The sequence below is a fragment of the Echinicola salinicaeni genome (genome assembly GCF_014280965.1).
GTDB lineage: Bacteria > Bacteroidota > Bacteroidia > Cytophagales > Cyclobacteriaceae > Echinicola > Echinicola salinicaeni.
Genome location: NZ_JACODZ010000001.1, coordinates 38,984 through 56,651 on the forward strand (window position 1 = coordinate 38,984; position 17,668 = coordinate 56,651).

Below are 17,668 nucleotides of genomic sequence, written 5' to 3' on the forward strand. Positions count from 1 at the left end.
TAGTTTTGATTTCAATTGGTAGCAGGAGCAAATATATAACGTACAGAAAGCAAAAAGCCATGCCAAACAGCACCAGATTTTTCAACACCAGAATCTGTATCAAAAAGTATAGGACAAGTCCTATGATGGATGTGAATATAGTTTTACTGTTCATTGATATTTGTGGAAATTTCTTGGAGTGAATCCAACTCGGCCTCCATATTGTTTTCTACCAGGTATACATAGGTCAGTTTATTAAAACTGGTGGCCAACTTAATGGTAATGTCCAAATAATTGGTTTCAGTTCCCTTATTGACTTCTTCAATAGTTCCTACCAAAAGTCCCTCGGGGAATACAGCATTATATCCTGAAGTAACCACTGTGTCACCTTTTGCTACTTCGACGTGTCTAGGGACATATTTCAGTTTGGCCAACTGAGGATTTTTACCATCCCATTGGGTTGAACCAATTTCATTTTTGGTTTTGATTTTGGAAGATATCAGTAGGTCTGTGTGCAAAAGGGAGATGACAGATGCAAAGTTTTTGGATACACCTTTTACCCTACCCACAATTCCTTCACCATTAAATACCCCCATACCTTCTTTAATACCATCCTTCGCACCCTTGTTTAAGGTGATTTGGTTGGTCTGAAGATTGATGGAATTATTGATGACTTTTGCAGATCTGAATTCATAAGTGGCACTGAGTACACTGTCTAACTCCAAAGTAACACTATCCATCTCTGGGGTCTTACTGGCCAGCATGGTCATGAGTTCCGCGTTTTTCGCAGCTAGGTCTTCATTGGTACTTCCCAAGGTGAAATAGGACGTAAAACCATCCTTGGCATTAAGAAAACTTCCGGTAAAACTATTGGAGCTGTTGAAGAAAACAGCTCCTTGTGGTGAATTATAACTTACGATTAGCCAAATTGCTATTGCCTCTAAGATGATGAATAGCAAAAAGGCCCTTATACTATATAGGAATAATAATATGCGTTGCATTCAATCATCAGGTCATCAACACGGTTCTGAAACTATTTATATTTTTCAGGGCGGTACCTGTTCCTCTCACTACCGCTCTTAAAGGATCCTCGGCAATATGAATAGGGAGTTTGGTCTTCTGATGAAGTCTCTTGTCGAGTCCCTTTAACAATGCGCCACCACCCGTAAGGTGAATGCCATTATCATAAATGTCTGCAGAGAGTTCCGGAGGAGCGATCTCTAATGCTTTTAATACCGCTTCTTCAATCTTTGAAACCGACTTATCCAAAGCAAAGGCAATTTCCGAATAAGAAACTTTGATGACCTTTGGAATACCAGTCATTAGATCACGACCCCTGATTTCATAATCTTCAGGAGCATCATCCAATTCAGTTAGGGCAGAACCAATGGCTATCTTTACTTTTTCAGCAGACCTTTCACCTATTAGTAGGTTGTGCTGCCTTCTCATATAGTCCAAGATATCCTTGGTGAAGGTGTCACCGGCAACTCTTATGGACTGGTCAGCAACTATACCTGAAAGGGCTATCAAGGCAATTTCCGTAGTACCACCCCCGATATCAACAATCATGGAACCCATAGGTTTTTCTATGTCTATACCGATACCGATTGCTGCGGCGATTGGTTCGTATACCATATATACTTCCTTGGCACCAGCGTGTTCTGCAGAATCCCTTACAGCTCTTTTCTCCACCTCAGTGATTCCTGAAGGAATACAGATCACCATTCTATGAGACTGTGGGAACATGCCTTTTTTGTGTCCAGGAATCATTTTGATCAGGCCCCTGATCATTTGCTCTGCCGCGTAGAAATCCGCAATCACACCGTCTTTTAGGGGACGGATGGTTTTGATGTTTTCATGCGTTTTTTCATGCATGTTCATCGCTTCGCGGCCAACCGCCAAAATCCTGTTGCTGGATTTGTCGATGGCAATGATCGAGGGTTCGTCCACCACGATCTTTTCTTTATGTATAATAAGGGTATTGGCTGTACCTAAATCTATAGCTATATCACTTGAGAAAAAGTCGAATAATCCCATCCTGGTCTTTTCTTAATAAATTACGTTTGAGTTGATCGTTTAAAGTTAGCATTAACAACGCTTAAATAAAACGAGGGACAACAAAATTATTACCTTAATTTGGATTTATAATATCGAGCACAATTTTTTTTTAAATCACTTGCAATGAGAAAGAAATGAGTTTTGTAATAAAAGACATTTTCTGTACTCAAATGGGCTTTTTTAGGTGATTATTTGATTTCCCGTGCTTGGTTTGGGCTGATTAAGCAAAAAGTAGTCCAATTTGATTGCTATACGGAATATATTATCATTGCTACTCTTGATTTTTAATCCCAAATCTAAATGGCGAGGATTTTAAATCCTCCTTTATTGACCGTTTAGGATTTGAATTCCTGAACAGTAGGGTTAGCCCCCCTTGGTGATGTTCAGGCATTCTTAACTGTTTCCATCTACGATGTCTTTATTTTAACTTCAGTCTTATTTAAAGAAAAACAGAATAATATTCGGATCACTTAGGGATCACCCTCGGATCACCTTCGGATCAAGCCCGGAAATTACCGAGTTAATTCCAAAGATAATTTGGGAGAGATGTTTGTTTAAACCAAAGGAAAGTAAGCGGAGTAACCGATCTGTCCAAGGGAAGTTGCCGGGATGTTGAAGGGTGGATGTAGGGCGTTATTATTAAGATCAAACCTTTACCTTTGATAAGGTGAACATGAAAAGTTGTCAAGTGGACTTCCAGAGGGCGGTGATTATAGCTATTCGGGATTTGCAATCCCGAATCTAAATGTTGAGGATTTTAAATCCTCTTTATTTTTAGTTCAGGATTGCAAATCCTGAACAGCAACAACAGCAACAAATGAAATAAAAAACTCCCCGACTTTTCAGTTGGGGAGTTCTAAGATATATCAGAATTGATTTTCTGATTAGTGCTTGAAGTGTCTTACTCCTGTCATTACCATGGCCATTCCTGCTTGGTCACAGAAGTCGATACTGTCTTTGTCCTTAATAGATCCACCCGGCTGAACGACTGCAGCTACACCTTCTTTTGAGGCGATTTCCACACAGTCAGGGAAGGGGAAGAATGCGTCGGAAGCCATTACAGCACCTTTCAATTCAAAACCAAATGACTTGGCCTTTTCGATGGCTTGCTTCAATGCATCTACCCTTGAAGTCTGTCCAACGCCACTGGCGAACAACTGATCTTGGTTGCTCAATACGATCGTATTGGATTTGGTGTGCTTACAAACTTTGGCTGCAAATACCAATGCGTCTTTCTGTTCTTCAGTTGGTGCTAATTTGGTAGCTACTTTGAAGTCTTCCTTGGTTTCCATGAACAAGTCCTTGTCCTGCTCGATGACACCGTTTAGCAAGGTCTTGATTTGCTTGGTGCCACCTACATTGGTTTTCTGAAGTAGAAGGATCCTGTTTTTCTTGCCTTTCAATACCTCCAGTGCATCTTCATCAAATGCAGGGGCAATCAATACTTCAAAGAATAGGCTGTGCATTTCTTCAGCTGCTGCCTTGTCCACTGTTTGGTTGGTGATCAATACGCCACCAAATGCAGAAAGTGTATCCGCTTCAAATGCTTTAAGGTAAGCTTCCTTTACAGAGTTGCCTTTGGCCACACCACAGGCATTATTATGCTTAAGGATTGCGAAGGCCGTTTCTCCGTCAAATTCAGCCATCAATGCAACGGCCGCATCAATGTCCACCAAGTTATTATAAGAAAGTTCTTTTCCGTTCAATTGCTCGAAAAGATCTTCCAGCTTGCCATAAAAATGGGCTTTTTGGTGAGGGTTTTCACCGTATCTCAATGCCTTGGCAGTGGTTTCACTGATTTTCAAGGCTGGGATTTCTTCAGATTGGTTGAAGTAATTGAAGATATGGGTGTCATAGTTGGAAGATACCTGGAATGCCTGGGCCGCAAAGTATTTTCTGTCTTCGATGGTAGTACCACCTTCATTCTTTTTCAATCTTTCCTCCAACTCACTGTACTGATCGCGGGAAGCGATGATGGTTACATCTTTGAAGTTTTTGGCAGCTGCTCTGATCAAAGAAATGCCTCCAATATCAATTTTTTCAATGATGTCCTGCTCAGTAGCTCCTGAGGCTACAGTCTCCTCAAATGGATAAAGGTCCACAATTACCAAATCAATGGCTGGGATTTCAAATTCCTGTGCTTGGGAAAGGTCTCCCTCGTCTTCTCTTCTGTGAAGGATTCCACCAAATACTTTAGGGTGTAAGGTCTTTACCCTACCTCCAAAGATAGAAGGGTATCCAGTAAGATCTTCTACAGCAGTTACTTCTGCACCTTGCTCCTCAATGAACTTCTGTGTACCTCCGGTAGAGTATATTTTTACTCCCTGCTCTTTTAGTAGGGCGATGATAGGTTCAAGATTGTCTTTATAAAAGACAGAAATAAGGGCAGATTGAATTTTCTTAACAGCCATTTTTGAAAGGATTGTATGAAATAGGTTTGCGTAATTATTTTAAACTGCAAAGGTAGGAAAATCAGCTGATTAAAGCAGACTTTCGATTACTTTTGGGAAATATTTGTATTCTAATGCGTGTACTTTGTTGGCAATATCCTCTGGACTATCATTTGCTTCTACTGGTACTGTCTTTTGGAATATTACCCGACCTTCGTCATATTTTTCATTGACAAAGTGGATAGTTATGCCAGTTTCCTTATCACCATTTTCCTTTACTGCTTCATGTACGCGCATGCCATACATGCCTTTTCCTCCATGTTTTGGAAGCAGAGCAGGATGAATATTGATCATTCTATCAGGGAAGTTTTGGATAAGTCCGTCAGGGATTTTTAATAGGAATCCCGCCAATACGACAAAATCCACTTCCATTTCCTCAAAGGTTTTTTCCAAAATTCCAGCTTCCATTTCAGACTTGGTAAAAGAAAAACTAGGGATATCATGATTTTTTGCCCTTTCCAATACATAGGCATCTTTCTTATTAGAGGCGATGCAAATTACTTGGGCCAAGTCGGAGCCATTGAAATGCTTGATGATCTCCTCGGCATTGCTGCCATTTCCGGAGGCTAGGATGGCGATTTTTTTCAAGTGATTACCTGTTTAGATGATCCTAAATGATTGAGGGTACAAAAATAAGGATAAATTTTTAGCCCATAAGCATTTTTACTCCTAAGTACAGGGAAATCACCTTTAGGCCAATGTGATGATTTAATGTGGAATATGGGGTCAGCCTGAGTGAAGTCGAGATTCTACGTCTAGCCTTCGACTCCCTGTCGTCCGGAAGGCGGGCGCTCAGGCTGACATCTTTGCACTGATATCTTAAAGGCGATTTCCCTGCCCCTAAGAAAGGTTTTACAACAGTTTTCTCTACAGAAAAGCCATGCTGATGACCCCTGTGAGCATCAGTAATTTGGATAATCGACTTAACTGGGTGAAATGGCTTTTTCGGTCGGCATAGTAGATTTTGTACATAAAGAGGAAAAACAAAATTCCCAAGGCCCCAAAGTAGATGTATAATAGTGGGTTATTGACTTTATAGGCAACAATCAATATAGCAAGAACAAATATTGCCGCAATAATGAATATGATGTTTTTGGTGGCCCTGAAGCCGAGTACTATCGGCAATGTTTTGCAGCCATGCTTTCTATCACCTTCTCTGTCTTCAATATCTTTTATGATCTCTCGGATAAGGTTGATAAAAAATGCAAAGATGGCATAGGTCAGAACAAGTAACTCAGCACGCTGATAGTAAAAACCAATGACCCAAATGGCCAAGCCGGTCAATGAGGCCACAGCCAGGTTCCCTATAAAAGGCATTCGTTTGAGTGAATTGGAATAAAGCCATAGGATGAAGGCTGCTATAAAATGTATAAGACCAATTTTTAAACTGACGATGCTGGCAAGCCCTATTCCTATAAAATTTAAAACAGTATGGAGAAACATGACCATTCTTCTGCGCATACCCTTGCCTATGATGACTTCATCAGGTTTGTTGATATAGTCGATTTTTACATCATAATAATCATTGATAAGGTAACCGGCTGCAGCGATGGTAATGGTGGAAAGTATGAGTAAATAGAGCTTGTAATCCCCTATCACTGATTGCCCATTCATTTGTTTTTCGACCAAAAAGTAGGCGGTCATGATTTGGGCAAATCCCATCATCATCAAATTATCTGATCTGATAATTTTGAAAAAGGCAGAAAAAGAAAATGCTTTTGGTGATGATGACCTCTTCATGGTTCAAAAATAGACGAATCTTTGTTTATTGTGTTGTATTGCCTTGAAAATATTGGGGGTGCTCGGTTTTAATTCCTTTTTAATTGGCGTCAATAATATCTTGTGATACTCGCTTATATATTTCGGCCAATTGTTCATTATAATTTAAAAATTGATGGTGGAGGTCAAGTGTGTTCAAGTCTCCTCTTACTGCTGGACCTGTTTGGGCAGATTTAGCCCCTATTTGTAATGTTTTACTGATTTGCTCGATGATCAATGGTTGGAGCATTTCAAAATCAAGTCCTTGTCGGTTCATAATTTCCTCAGAGATCCTGATCATATGGTTGGTGAAGTTGCTTGCAAAAACAGCTGCCACATGCAAGGCCCTTCGGTCTTTGGATTTTATTTGGTAAAAGCTTGAATTCAAGCTTTTGGCCAATCTTTTGAGCATTTGGAGTGTTTCTTGGTCATCGGACTCCAAAAGGAAGGGTACATCTTCAAAGTCCAGGGGACGCGATTTGCTGAAACTCTGTAGTGGATAGAATATACCCGTATAGGATGCTGAGCTATAGCCCAGGATATTTAAATCCATACTGCCTGAAGTATGAATAAGGGTGCTGTTTTCTGGTAAAATAATAGCATCTGCTATTTGCTCTATAGCATAGTCGCTGATAGCCATTATGTAAATTTCTGCTTTGCTGTCAGAAAAGTCCAAATCCGTTTTGGCCTCAGCAGTATATAGGTTTTTGGTGATTTTCTCTGCACGGTGTAAGTCTCTACTATACACCTCAGTAATGGAATGGCCAGCATTTTCCAATGCTGGAGCCAAATGCCAGGCCACATTTCCTGTGCCTAAAATCGCAATAGAATATTTCTCCATGGGAGTTGATAGACGATTATTAAATGATTTGGTTACCCAAGATACGGCTTTCGTTGATTGAACAAAACGTTTTAGCCTCATTCAGGCCAATTCCATGGTTCCCAGTTTAATCGGGATCCTTATGTAATAAATACGGTATAAAAAAAGTCTGCATTTAAATGCAGACTTTTAAGTTTATCAATTGAAAGGCTTATTCAAGTCCTTTATCTCTCATTTTTACAAATTCATCATACCTTCTATAAATGGCGACACCAAAGCCAATTAACATGATGATGGTACCGATCCATAGTACATTGATATGAGGTTTAACCAATGCCTTCATCACTACATAATCCTTTTGGTAGGTATTGACCTTAAAGGAGAATTTATTGGTTTCAGGGGAAATATTGTCCACCTGTACTTTTAAGCCCAGATCGTTATTGATACTCGGTATTTTGCCCACTGAATTTCCACGGATTAGGAATATAGGATCCAATGGGATGTTCCTGTCATGGTCATGTACGGTAAGCTTAGCTTTTACTGCCACATCACCTTCTTGAAGCTCTACACCTTCTACTTCATTCAATACTTCACCACCTTCGAAAGTGGTTACATAATCTCCTAAATGGAATTGTTCTCCAGGAGAGGCCTCAAATGTCTCTCCATCACTCCATTCTGGATCATCATAACTATTGATGGCAGAAACGTGCGTGTAAAGATCCTTTTGAAGGAAATGCTTAGAATCTGGAGAGGAAATCAAACCCATGGTTGGGTTTGGCTGGGACATAGGAAATAAAGTGAACTGCAGTTCCTGATCTTGGTAATATTCAATTTCAAAATAGCTGTTTTCCTCCAGTACTATATTGACCTTGTCGCCTTTATTATAGTAGGTTTTTCCGTCTTTGGTAATATCCTCCAATGCAATTGCTTCATTGACATTACCAGTGGACTCCAGTTTATTGACACTTACATAGCCTGGTACACCTTCTAGTTTTTTGTTTCGGCCCCTATAGACCACTTCATAGTCCTTCATTTGAAGTGGCTTGTTGATCCAAAGCAGTACGTTTTCCTTATTCAGTTCGTCTTCCCAGTCTTTTTTATAGGTCAATCCGGACATATTGATGGAGATCACATCAGAATATCCAGAAGAGAACATTACTCCGATCAAGATTAAGCCCAAACCAATATGGGCCAAAGAGCCCCCGGCCAATTTGAAGGTGGACTTTTTGAGCAGTTTAGCCAAGATGGTGGAATTGGCAACTATGGTGAAAGTACCTGCCAAAACAATGACCATATAGGAGATATTGAATACTTTGGCTACTGTAATGATCACAGCTGCTATAAGCAGGGAAATGATATAGGGTGTTGCCAGTGCATTCTTAAGTTCCTTTTTGTCCATTTTCTTCCACCAGAAAAACTGACCCACGGCTGTTAGCAAGGCCAAGACGACACCAAACCACAATTGGAACTTGGTATAGAAGGTTACTGGGTCAGCAGGAGGAGCCATATTGGAAAGGCCTCCAAATGCTTCTACTATTGCATTAAATACAGGTATGGAAGTAGGCAAAATGATTTGGAAAGCCATTAAGCCAAGCGTAGTAGCTCCAATGAATATCCAAAATTCTCTAGAATAAACAGAGGCTTCTTTTTCAGATGTAGGAATTTTATTCCATGACCTTGCAGAGAAATAAATGGCCACAAACATGAAAAAGAAAAGGTAAATCAGTAGCTGTCCGGATAGTCCCAGATCGGTAAAGGAGTGCACAGAAGTGTCTCCCAATACACCTGATCTCACTAAGAAAGTAGCGTATAATACCAAGATGAACTGTAGAGTAACGAGGACTATAGAGGTTTTTAAGGCTGTGCTACTTTTCTTAAAGGTGATCATGGTGTGGATAGAGGCCACGATGATCAACCAAGGAACAAAAGAGGCATTTTCAACTGGATCCCAGTTCCAGTAGCCACCAAAGTTTAGCGTTACGTAAGCCCAGTAGGCGCCCATGATAATTCCCATACCCAGAATCAGCGCTGAGAATATGGTCCAAGGTAAGGCAGGTCTGATCCACTCTTTAAACCTTCCAGTCCAAAGGCCAGCCATCAAATAGGCAAAAGGAACTAATGTAGAGGCATAACCCAAAAATAGTGTTGGAGGGTGGATGACCATCCAAATGTTTTGTAATAAAGGATTCAGTCCTGTACCATCTTCCGGGACAAAATCGGGATTAATTTCAAATATTGGAGCGTTAGCTACTTCTCTGAGCAGAATAAATGGAGAACTGCCTATTTTTAAATCTCCGATCACTACACCTAAAATCATGGATACAAGGAATGCTTGTACCAAGGAGAAAACTACCATCACTGGGCCTTCCCAGGACTTGTTGGTATGGATTAAGACGAGGCCAAGGATTACATCCCAGAATATCCAAAGGATAAAAGAGCCCTCTTGGCCTTCCCAGAAACTGGAAATCATATAGTGAACGGGCAAGGACTTGGACGCATGCGAGTAGGCGTAAAAGTACTCAAACCTAAAAGTGTAAATAATATAGAAAAGTACAGCTGCAATGGAAACAGCGGAAACCGCATGGATATAAAAGAAAACCCTGCTGAATTTTCTCCAAGTGGCTTTTTCAATTTCGGAAACTACGGTATATTGATAATAGGAGTAGGCCGTGACAAGGGAGCTAACAAAAGCCAAAATCACCATGAAATGGCCGAGGTTACCTATAAAGGTATTGATCATAATTTTAGGAAAATCTGAGGTGCAAAATTTTGAAGAAGCATTACATAGAAGCAGTTTTGAGCTCCGTTTCCTGATATTTGGAAGGACACTTCATCAGTATTTTGTCTGCAACAAACATTTTGTCGGTTTTATAGGAACCTATTACCACGACTTGTTCAGAACGTACGAAGTCGGATGGTACGGGCTCATTATAATAGACTTGTTGGACGGTGCCGTCATTGTCTATCATAGAAAAGGTAAAAGAAGTTTTGTCTTCACTTACTTCCAAACCTGTTACAGTTCCCATACTGTCTTTGGTGAGTTGTCCCACAACATGTATTGGGTCGTCATCGCCATTATTGGCCATTTCTTTGGCTGTGGAAAAGCTTTCGTATGAACTGGCATCTCCGATGGAGGAGACAATGATCATGATTGCTACTGCAATAATACCCAGTCCTAGTATATGTCCCTTTTTCATGGTTATATTTTGTTAACTAAAAACCTTACGCAAATAGGCTAATAGAGGTTTAGCTATTGAATTCCTTTTCTAGACGTGATAGTTTTTTGTCGGTTCCTATTAAGTAAACCAAAATACCACCCATAACAATTCCAATTATACCGACCAAAACGTAAATTTTTCCATTTTCACGCATTTGGTCCGCCATGTCCACGCTGTAATTTTGGTAATCTTCAGTTTTGATTTCTGTTTTTTCCTGTCCCATCACCTGAAGGCTGATGAAAAGTAGGAAAACCACTAACCACTTTTGCATTTATTGTTGATTAATAATTTTATCTTCTAATTTTCTTTCTAGTCTTTTTGCTCTTATTCTAAGGTTGGAAAGCCAAACCCCCAGTAATGTCCAGGCAATTACTGCAGGGTAAAAAACCATGCGCAGTTTGCTGTCCATATCATAGGCGTTGAAGCCAGGGTTTCCCCCATTTCCCGGGTGAAGGCTGTCAGTGAGGCGCGGCAAAATAAAAATAAGCGGGATGAAGGCCGCAAAAGCAAAAATATTATAGACGGCGCCGATTCGGGCCCTTTGATGAACATCAGTAAGGGAATTCCTTAAGATCAGGTAGGCAAAATACATCAGTAGCCCAATGGCAGCTGCATTCTGCTTGGGGTCTCCACTCCAATAATCTCCCCACGTGAACTTGGCCCAAAGCATTCCGGTTACTATGCCCAGTACGCCAAATAATATGGCGGCATTGGTGAACTCCAGGGCTACATCGTCATCCTTTAGGTTTCCTGACCTCAGGTATTTGACACTATAGGCCACGGCCACCATCAGCATGAGGATCATACCAAACCACATGGTCACGTGAAAATAAAGTGCGCGGATTGTTTCGTTGAGAATGGGTAATCTAGGTACTTCAAATAGAAGACCGGCGACAATTGTGTATGCTAATAGTATGATCGCCAATACTTTCCACCAGTGTGCTCGCATTTTGATAAATTTGCTATACGAATGCAAAAGTAAGGTATAAGTTCCTCATTTTCGACCTTTTCCTAAAAAAGTTACATGGACGGGAGCTTGTTTGCTTTTAAATGGGCTTAGCTTCTCCAAAGGTAGGGGAAGAGTATATAGGCCGTTGCTCCTATTATAGCATTAATGGCCAAAAGGGTGAAAAGCTTGTCAAGGCTAATACCTCTATCAAGACCGTCTATTGCATTTTTCGAGATTCTAATGGCCATCAAAAGTATCGGGATGATAATAGGGAAGCTGAGTATAGCCATTAAGGTAGCATTATTGCTGGCTTTGGAAGCAATGCCTGAAACCATGGTAAGACAAGCAGAAAAACCAATGGCTCCTAATAGAAGATTCAAGATGAACATGGGCTGATCCTGGACCGGATTGCCCAAAATAATACTGAAGACAGTATAGCCTAGTAGAGCGAGTACTAGAGTTAGCAGTGTATTATAGATAATCTTGGAAAGTATAATCGATTCGGGGGAAGCAATCATATAATAATAAAGCTGTCTGCCTTGGTGTTCTTGAACAAAGCTTTTAGCGACTGCATTGACCGATGAAAATAAAATGATGATCCAGTAAAGAGCATTCCAAGTGGGAATGGATAAATTGCCTTGCTTGGCGCCAACACTCAGATAAGTGATGAATACGGCGCTGACCACATATAATAGGATGCCATTTAGAGCGTATTTTTGTCTCCACTCTAGGGTGATTTCCTTTTTGATCAATACAATTATTTCATTCCACATAGTGGCACAAATATAGAAAAGAATGGATTAGCTCTGTAAGGAAACAGAATAAGTTGTTTCAGTAGTAATAGAAGTAAAGTGCCTTTTCAGAAGGTACTGAAAAGGCACTTGAAATATCATGCAGAAATGGATTAGTCAATCCATTCAAATCCAAGGTAAGGAACCAATACTTCTGGCATTTTGATGCCTTTTTCAGTTTGGTTATTTTCAAGTATGGATGCTACAATTCTAGGCAATGCTAAAGCACTTCCATTTAAGGTGTGTGCCAATACCGTTTTTTTGTTTTCATCCTTGAACCGAAGTTTAAGTCTATTGGCTTGGTAGGTTTCAAAGTTACTTACAGAACTTACCTCAAGCCACATCCCTTGGGCAGCAGAGTATACTTCCATGTCATAAGTCAGGGCAGAAGTGAAGCCTGTGTCTCCGCCACAGAGTCTCAAGACCCTGTATTGTAAGCCTAATTTTTTTAACAGGCCTTGAACATATTGACTCATGTCTTCCAAGGCTTCATAAGATTTATCTGGATGACTGATTTGTACAATCTCTACTTTGTCAAATTGGTGAAGCCTGTTCAAGCCCCTTACATGGGCTCCCCAGCTTCCTGCCTCTCTTCTAAAGCATGGTGTGAAGGCGGTATTTTTTATGGGTAGATCTGCTTCCTTGATCATGACATCCCTGTACATATTGGTTACTGGTACTTCAGCAGTTGGGATGAGGAAGAGGTTGTCTGCCGTGGCATGGTACATTTGCCCTTCTTTGTCAGGTAATTGACCAGTGCCATAGCCACTGTCCTCATTGATTAGTATGGGCGGCTGAACTTCATTATATCCCTGTTTGATGGCTTCATCCAAGAAGAAGTTGACCAAAGCCCTTTGGAGTCTGGCCCCTTTTCCTTTGTAAACAGGGAATCCGGCACCAGTGATTTTATTGCCAAGTTCAAAATCTATGATATCATATTTTTTGATCAATTCCCAGTGGGCTTGATTGCCTTCATATAGGTTTGGGGTGTCACCATGTTCCAATACCACTTCATTGTCTTCTTCTGATTTTCCTGCAGGTACAGAGCTGTGAGGGATATTGGGGATATTATATAAAAGCGTACGTAGAGACTCTTCGGTTTCATTATAGCTTTCTTCTAAGGATTTTATTTGCCCTTTGATTTCAGCTGTTCTGGCCTTTACTTCATTGGCTTCTTCTTTTTTACCTTCTTTCATAAGCATTCCTATTTTTTTTGAAATGCTGTTGGATTCGGCCTGAAGCTGGTCTCTTTCCAGTTGAGTTTCTTTTCTTTTTTTATCTAAATCCAGGACATCTTGCAGTTTTTGAGCTGCATCAGGAAAAAAACGTTTGTTGAGTCCTTCTACTGCCTGGTCAAAATTGTCACGAATAAAATTTACTTGTAGCATGTGTGTCGCTTAGCTTTATTTAGAAAGGCAAAGATAATGATTTCATATGGAGCAAAAGGCTCTAGCATAGACAAAAAAAAGCCTGTCCTATATTTTCTTGATAGTTTTTTGTACCAAAAGGCAAATAAATTCCGTTCAATCTAAAAGAAATGGCTGAAATAATCCTTCAAAAGTTGTTGGGAATAAAATAATTAGGCCAGATAAATCGTGTAAAACAGCCTTGTAAGCAAGAAATAATCGCATTCGGAAATATACTAGAAGAAAAAGTTTGCGTATTAAAGTTGCTTACTGTAATATTGTGTTATCAAAAAGTTCAATGATCCACGCCCTGTGGATCCATCTAATTCACAGATATCTTTTTATACCAATCAATTTAAATAGTCAAAGTACTAATTTCAATTAATCACATCAAGTACATCTTATACGTTTTTTATGTATAATATTGAAGAACTAAAAATCAGATTGCTATCTGAATTAAAAGAGATAGCAGAAGAACTTGGAGTTAAGAACTTCAAGTCCCTAAAAAAGGATGATCTCATTTATGCCATCTTAGATCAGCAAGCTATCACCCCAGAGAAAGCCCTTCCAAAGAAAAAGCCTTCCAAAGCTGAAACTGAGAAAGTCCAAACTGAAGAAAAGAAAACTCCTGAAAAAGCTTCTGAAGTCGTAGAGAAAAAGGAAAGCAAGCCTAAGTTTAAGAGACAAAATGTCTCGGATGCCAAGGCAGAGACTGGAGGCACAGAAAAGCCAGAGAAAACTGCTCCTAAGAGAGAGAAAGTAGAAGAGAAAGCGGCGGATACAAATGTTCGTCCTAGGCAAAAGCCGAAAGCCAAGGAAGAAAAGAATACTCCAGAGCCTAAGCCTCAAGCCAAAAAAGAGGAAGTGGCAGCCAAGGCTGATGAAGAAAACAGGCCAAGAAGCTTTAGGCCGAGAAGGAAAGCGGTAGTAGATGAAGAAGCGCAGCGAGTGGCTGTAGAGCGTCCAGCAGATGCTGATTCAGATATTCCAAAAAGAAAAAATATAAAAAGCCATGATGAAGGTTCTTCTGTTCCTACAAATGGCAATAAGAAAAAATACTCAGTAGCCGTCAAGGAATTTGATGGGATAATTGAAAATGAAGGTGTTTTGGAGATCATGTCTGATGGATATGGATTCTTAAGGTCTTTGGATTATAATTATTTAGCTTCTCCTGATGATATTTATGTTTCTCCATCCCAAATCAAACTGTTTGGATTAAAGACAGGAGATAATATCAAAGGACAGATCAGACCTCCAAAAGAGGGTGAGAAATACTTCGCCTTATTGAAGGTGAGTTCTGTAAATGGTAAGACTACTGAAGAAATCAGAGATAGGATTCCATTTGAGTATTTGACGCCTTTATTCCCTGAGGAGAGGTTGAAATTGACCACAAGAGCAGATAATTTCTCTACTAGGATTGTAGATCTTTTTGCGCCTATTGGTAAGGGGCAAAGAGGGATGATCGTGGCACAACCTAAGACTGGTAAGACCGTCTTGCTACAAAAGATTGCCAATGCTATTGCAGAAAACCATCCAGAGTGTCATTTGATGATCCTTTTGATCGATGAACGTCCTGAAGAGGTGACGGATATGGCTAGATCAGTAAAGGCAGAAGTGATCTCTTCTACTTTTGATGAGCAAGCTGAGCGTCACGTTAAGGTTTCAGCCATGGTTTTGGAAAAGGCCAAAAGAATGGTAGAATGTGGTCATGATGTAGTAATTCTATTGGATTCCATTACCAGATTGGCCAGGGCATACAATACCGTTGTGCCATCATCAGGAAAGATCCTTTCCGGTGGTGTGGATGCCAACGCACTGCATAAGCCTAAGCGTTTCTTTGGTGCTGCCAGAAATGTGGAGAATGGTGGTTCTTTGACTATTATTGCTACAGCATTAGTAGAGACAGGATCTAAAATGGATGAGGTGATCTTTGAGGAATTCAAGGGTACTGGTAATATGGAATTAAGTTTGGACAGAAAACTTTCCAACAGAAGGATCTATCCAGCAATCGATGTTCCTGGTTCTGGTACAAGAAGGGAAGATCTGTTGATGGAAAAAGAAGAGATGCAAAGAGTTTGGATACTGAGAAAACTGATGTCAGATATGACTTCTCAAGAAGCCATGGAATTCTTGCTTCAGAGAATGAAAGGGACTCGAGACAATGCAGAGTTTTTGATCAGTATGAACGGATAAAATTCTTAAAATATAATTAGATGAAAGCCCTGATCTTTATGGTCAGGGCTTTTTTTATGTCCTCAATATTCAGTTGATCTATGCATCTATTAGAGGTCTGATATACTTATGTTCTTTTCAGCTAAATTATTAAGTGTTAGATTATTGTAGTTGTTATGTCTTTTTCTGGAATATGATTATCCGTTTTAACACCAGTAAACTTATTTCTCACAGCCTGTCCCGATTTATCGGGAGATTCCATGGATCTACACAGATTTAAATTAGTATTTCTGAGAGACATGTATTCTCTTAATAGGGAATGTTTTGAATGGTAAAACTTACTGGTGCAATTGCGGATATACATATTCTGGAATATCTAAAAGCCCTCATGCGTCATGTATGAGGGCTTTTTGTTTATGTTTTTATTTTGAACAGTAAAAAACAATATATGAAAAACAAAAAACTGTAAATATAAATTGATAAATATTTTTATTAATAATATTAAATACTAATATTTGTATAAGAAAAGCATAAAAGTGTAAATAAATATTTTTAGGTATGAATAAAAAATTGTCCATATTGATGCAAATAGTCTTTTTGCTAGCGCTGGGGGGCAATGTGTTCGGACAAACTTTTACTTATAGCCCAGGTAATACAGGTTGTGATGGTACCTGGGGGGATGCTGATTGTTGGAATGTAAGTGCAACTTCCGGTTGTACGCCTCATTCTGCTCCACCACCAACCAACGGAGCATCTGGTTGTGAAGTGAATATTGTGATCAATGATGATCTAACGTACACTGGCGATTTGGTTTTTGGCGGGAGTTTTACTTCTATGGCTTTGGGTGGAGGAGCAATTTTTGATGTAATAGGTAATGTGCAAATAGCATCCGATGAGAAGGCGACATTTTCATTAACTTCTTCGAGTGAATTAAATATTTCTAATGAATTGATAATTTCCCTAGGCTCAAGTAGCGATAGTACTGTCCTTAATATAGAAGGAGATGGTACTAGTTTTGTCAATACTGGCATGATTGATTTGAGAGGTAGGGCCATGATCGAGGTGAATGAGGGTGGATCTTTGATATCTTCTGGGCCGACAGAATATAATGGTAATAGTTCTAGAATAGATATTCACGGTTTTTTTAGGACTGCTACCATTGATATTCAAGGAGGGAGTAATCATCAATTGAATTCTTATGGAGCTGCCCAAATATTAGTTGAAGGTGATATTGTTTTAGGTGGATCATCTGGGATAACTTTTAACGGAGATAGTGAAGTTGATGTAGGGGGCAATATTGATAATTCAAATGGGGCTACCCTAATAGCATCAGATAATGCAAAGGTTTATTATTGTGGTGAAATAAAAAAGGAGCCAAAGGCTATAGAGGAACAACAAGGAGATTTTGTGTTTGGGTGTAGGATTCTTCCTGTGCAATCTTTAACTCTCTCTGGAGAATACCATAAAGAATCGAATCAGGTTGAATTGACATGGTCTACGGCAAAGGAGAATGATAACAGTCATTTTGAAGTGGAGTGTTCTTTTGATGGAATCGATGCTTTTGAAAAAGTCGGCACGATTCCGGGGATAGGTTGGTCTGATAAGATGACTTATTATAATTTTGAAGATGAAAATCTTTTAATGACCGCCAGTAAGGCCTATTATAGAATCAAGCAAGTGAGTTTAAATGGTAAAGAAACATTTAGTGATGTCATTGTTATTGATTTGCCAAGTGTTAAGACAACCAAAAATGTATGGCGGGCCTATCCTAATCCTAGTCGGGGTGAGCAGGTAAAAGTGGCTTTACTTAATCAGGATTTGTACCAAGGTGGTGAAGTAAGTTTCAGGGTGTTTGACAGTTTAAATTCATCTGACTTGGTTAAGGTAAGCAATGCCCAGTCTTTAAATCCAAAAGTGGCTGAGGTATTAGGGCAATTCTCTTCTGGTCTAGTGGTGGTGGAGATGATATGGGATAATCATGTAGAGTATATTAAGGTGATTTTATAAAAAGGTATCTCACGGATTCCACAGATTAGCACGGAAAATACTGTTAACTCTATGGAAAAC

Annotated in this window: 14 protein-coding genes; 2 read left to right on the plus strand and 12 right to left on the minus strand. The window is 39.7% G+C overall.

The annotated features are described in order from the left end of the window. Nucleotides 1-143: 143 nt before the first annotated feature. The 12 genes from mreC to serS all read right to left on the minus strand — a co-directional run bounded on the left by mreC (nt 144) and on the right by serS (nt 13,411). Nucleotides 144-980, minus strand: a complete 837-nt coding sequence (gene mreC / locus H7U17_RS00160) for a rod shape-determining protein MreC (RefSeq protein WP_186753508.1) — start codon at nt 978-980, stop codon at nt 144-146. 7 nt (nt 981-987) lie between these two features. Continuing rightward, nucleotides 988-2,016 (minus strand): rod shape-determining protein, encoded by a 1,029-nt coding sequence (locus H7U17_RS00165; RefSeq protein WP_186753510.1) that lies wholly within the window; start codon nt 2,014-2,016, stop codon nt 988-990. 905 nt (nt 2,017-2,921) lie between these two features. Beyond that, on the minus strand, nt 2,922-4,448 hold the full coding sequence (gene purH / locus H7U17_RS00170; RefSeq protein WP_186753512.1) for a bifunctional phosphoribosylaminoimidazolecarboxamide formyltransferase/IMP cyclohydrolase: 1,527 nt from the start codon (nt 4,446-4,448) through the stop codon (nt 2,922-2,924). A gap of 69 nt (nt 4,449-4,517) precedes the next feature. Next, complete coding sequence (purN, locus tag H7U17_RS00175) at nt 4,518-5,075, minus strand: phosphoribosylglycinamide formyltransferase (RefSeq protein WP_186753514.1); 558 nt, start codon at nt 5,073-5,075, stop codon at nt 4,518-4,520. Nucleotides 5,076-5,354: 279 nt separating this feature from the next. Continuing rightward, a complete protein-coding gene (locus tag H7U17_RS00180; RefSeq protein ID WP_186753515.1) occupies nt 5,355-6,227 on the minus strand; it encodes a geranylgeranylglycerol-phosphate geranylgeranyltransferase in 873 nt (290 codons plus the stop codon). A 79-nt stretch (nt 6,228-6,306) separates the two neighbouring features. After that, a complete protein-coding gene (locus H7U17_RS00185) occupies nt 6,307-7,086 on the minus strand; it encodes a Rossmann-like and DUF2520 domain-containing protein (protein ID WP_186753518.1) in 780 nt (259 codons plus the stop codon). 190 nt (nt 7,087-7,276) lie between these two features. Beyond that, the gene (gene ccsA, locus H7U17_RS00190; RefSeq protein WP_186753526.1) at nt 7,277-9,805 is read right to left on the minus strand and encodes a cytochrome c biogenesis protein CcsA; all 2,529 of its coding nucleotides are present in this window, start codon (nt 9,803-9,805) and stop codon (nt 7,277-7,279) included. A gap of 40 nt (nt 9,806-9,845) precedes the next feature. Further along, the gene (locus H7U17_RS00195; RefSeq protein ID WP_186753528.1) at nt 9,846-10,262 is read right to left on the minus strand and encodes a cytochrome c maturation protein CcmE domain-containing protein; all 417 of its coding nucleotides are present in this window, start codon (nt 10,260-10,262) and stop codon (nt 9,846-9,848) included. Between the two features lie 49 nt (nt 10,263-10,311). After that, the gene (locus H7U17_RS00200) at nt 10,312-10,554 is read right to left on the minus strand and encodes a CcmD family protein (protein WP_186753530.1); all 243 of its coding nucleotides are present in this window, start codon (nt 10,552-10,554) and stop codon (nt 10,312-10,314) included. Continuing rightward, entirely contained in the window at nt 10,555-11,259 is a 705-nt protein-coding gene (locus H7U17_RS00205; RefSeq protein ID WP_262891693.1) for a cytochrome c biogenesis protein, read from the minus strand. An 80-nt stretch (nt 11,260-11,339) separates the two neighbouring features. Next, nucleotides 11,340-12,005 carry a heme exporter protein CcmB gene (locus tag H7U17_RS00210; RefSeq protein WP_186753534.1) on the minus strand — a complete coding sequence of 222 codons (666 nt, stop codon included), beginning with the start codon at nt 12,003-12,005 and terminating at the stop codon, nt 11,340-11,342. Between the two features lie 131 nt (nt 12,006-12,136). Next, nucleotides 12,137-13,411 carry a serine--tRNA ligase gene (gene serS / locus H7U17_RS00215; protein ID WP_186753536.1) on the minus strand — a complete coding sequence of 425 codons (1,275 nt, stop codon included), beginning with the start codon at nt 13,409-13,411 and terminating at the stop codon, nt 12,137-12,139. A 432-nt stretch (nt 13,412-13,843) separates the two neighbouring features. Between serS and rho the strand changes: the two genes are divergently transcribed. Both rho and H7U17_RS00225 read left to right on the plus strand, forming a co-directional pair. Continuing rightward, nucleotides 13,844-15,622, plus strand: a complete 1,779-nt coding sequence (gene rho / locus H7U17_RS00220) for a transcription termination factor Rho (RefSeq protein WP_186753538.1) — start codon at nt 13,844-13,846, stop codon at nt 15,620-15,622. A 537-nt stretch (nt 15,623-16,159) separates the two neighbouring features. Next, nucleotides 16,160-17,608: a hypothetical protein gene (locus H7U17_RS00225; RefSeq protein WP_186753540.1), complete on the plus strand. Its 1,449-nt coding sequence runs from the start codon at nt 16,160-16,162 to the stop codon at nt 17,606-17,608. Nucleotides 17,609-17,668: the final 60 nt, after the last annotated feature.

Coding starts and splice junctions, on each gene's coding strand:
- H7U17_RS00165 (WP_186753510.1), bottom strand. CDS start 2,016: ATGGGATTATTCGACTTTTTCTCAAGTGATATAGCTATAGATTTAGGT.
- rho (WP_186753538.1), top strand. CDS start 13,844: ATGTATAATATTGAAGAACTAAAAATCAGATTGCTATCTGAATTAAAA.
- H7U17_RS00210 (WP_186753534.1), bottom strand. CDS start 12,005: ATGTGGAATGAAATAATTGTATTGATCAAAAAGGAAATCACCCTAGAG.
- ccsA (WP_186753526.1), bottom strand. CDS start 9,805: ATGATCAATACCTTTATAGGTAACCTCGGCCATTTCATGGTGATTTTG.
- H7U17_RS00200 (WP_186753530.1), bottom strand. CDS start 10,554: ATGCAAAAGTGGTTAGTGGTTTTCCTACTTTTCATCAGCCTTCAGGTG.
- serS (WP_186753536.1), bottom strand. CDS start 13,411: ATGCTACAAGTAAATTTTATTCGTGACAATTTTGACCAGGCAGTAGAA.
- purH (WP_186753512.1), bottom strand. CDS start 4,448: ATGGCTGTTAAGAAAATTCAATCTGCCCTTATTTCTGTCTTTTATAAA.
- H7U17_RS00185 (WP_186753518.1), bottom strand. CDS start 7,086: ATGGAGAAATATTCTATTGCGATTTTAGGCACAGGAAATGTGGCCTGG.
- H7U17_RS00195 (WP_186753528.1), bottom strand. CDS start 10,262: ATGAAAAAGGGACATATACTAGGACTGGGTATTATTGCAGTAGCAATC.
- H7U17_RS00180 (WP_186753515.1), bottom strand. CDS start 6,227: ATGAAGAGGTCATCATCACCAAAAGCATTTTCTTTTTCTGCCTTTTTC.
- H7U17_RS00225 (WP_186753540.1), top strand. CDS start 16,160: ATGAATAAAAAATTGTCCATATTGATGCAAATAGTCTTTTTGCTAGCG.
- mreC (WP_186753508.1), bottom strand. CDS start 980: ATGCAACGCATATTATTATTCCTATATAGTATAAGGGCCTTTTTGCTA.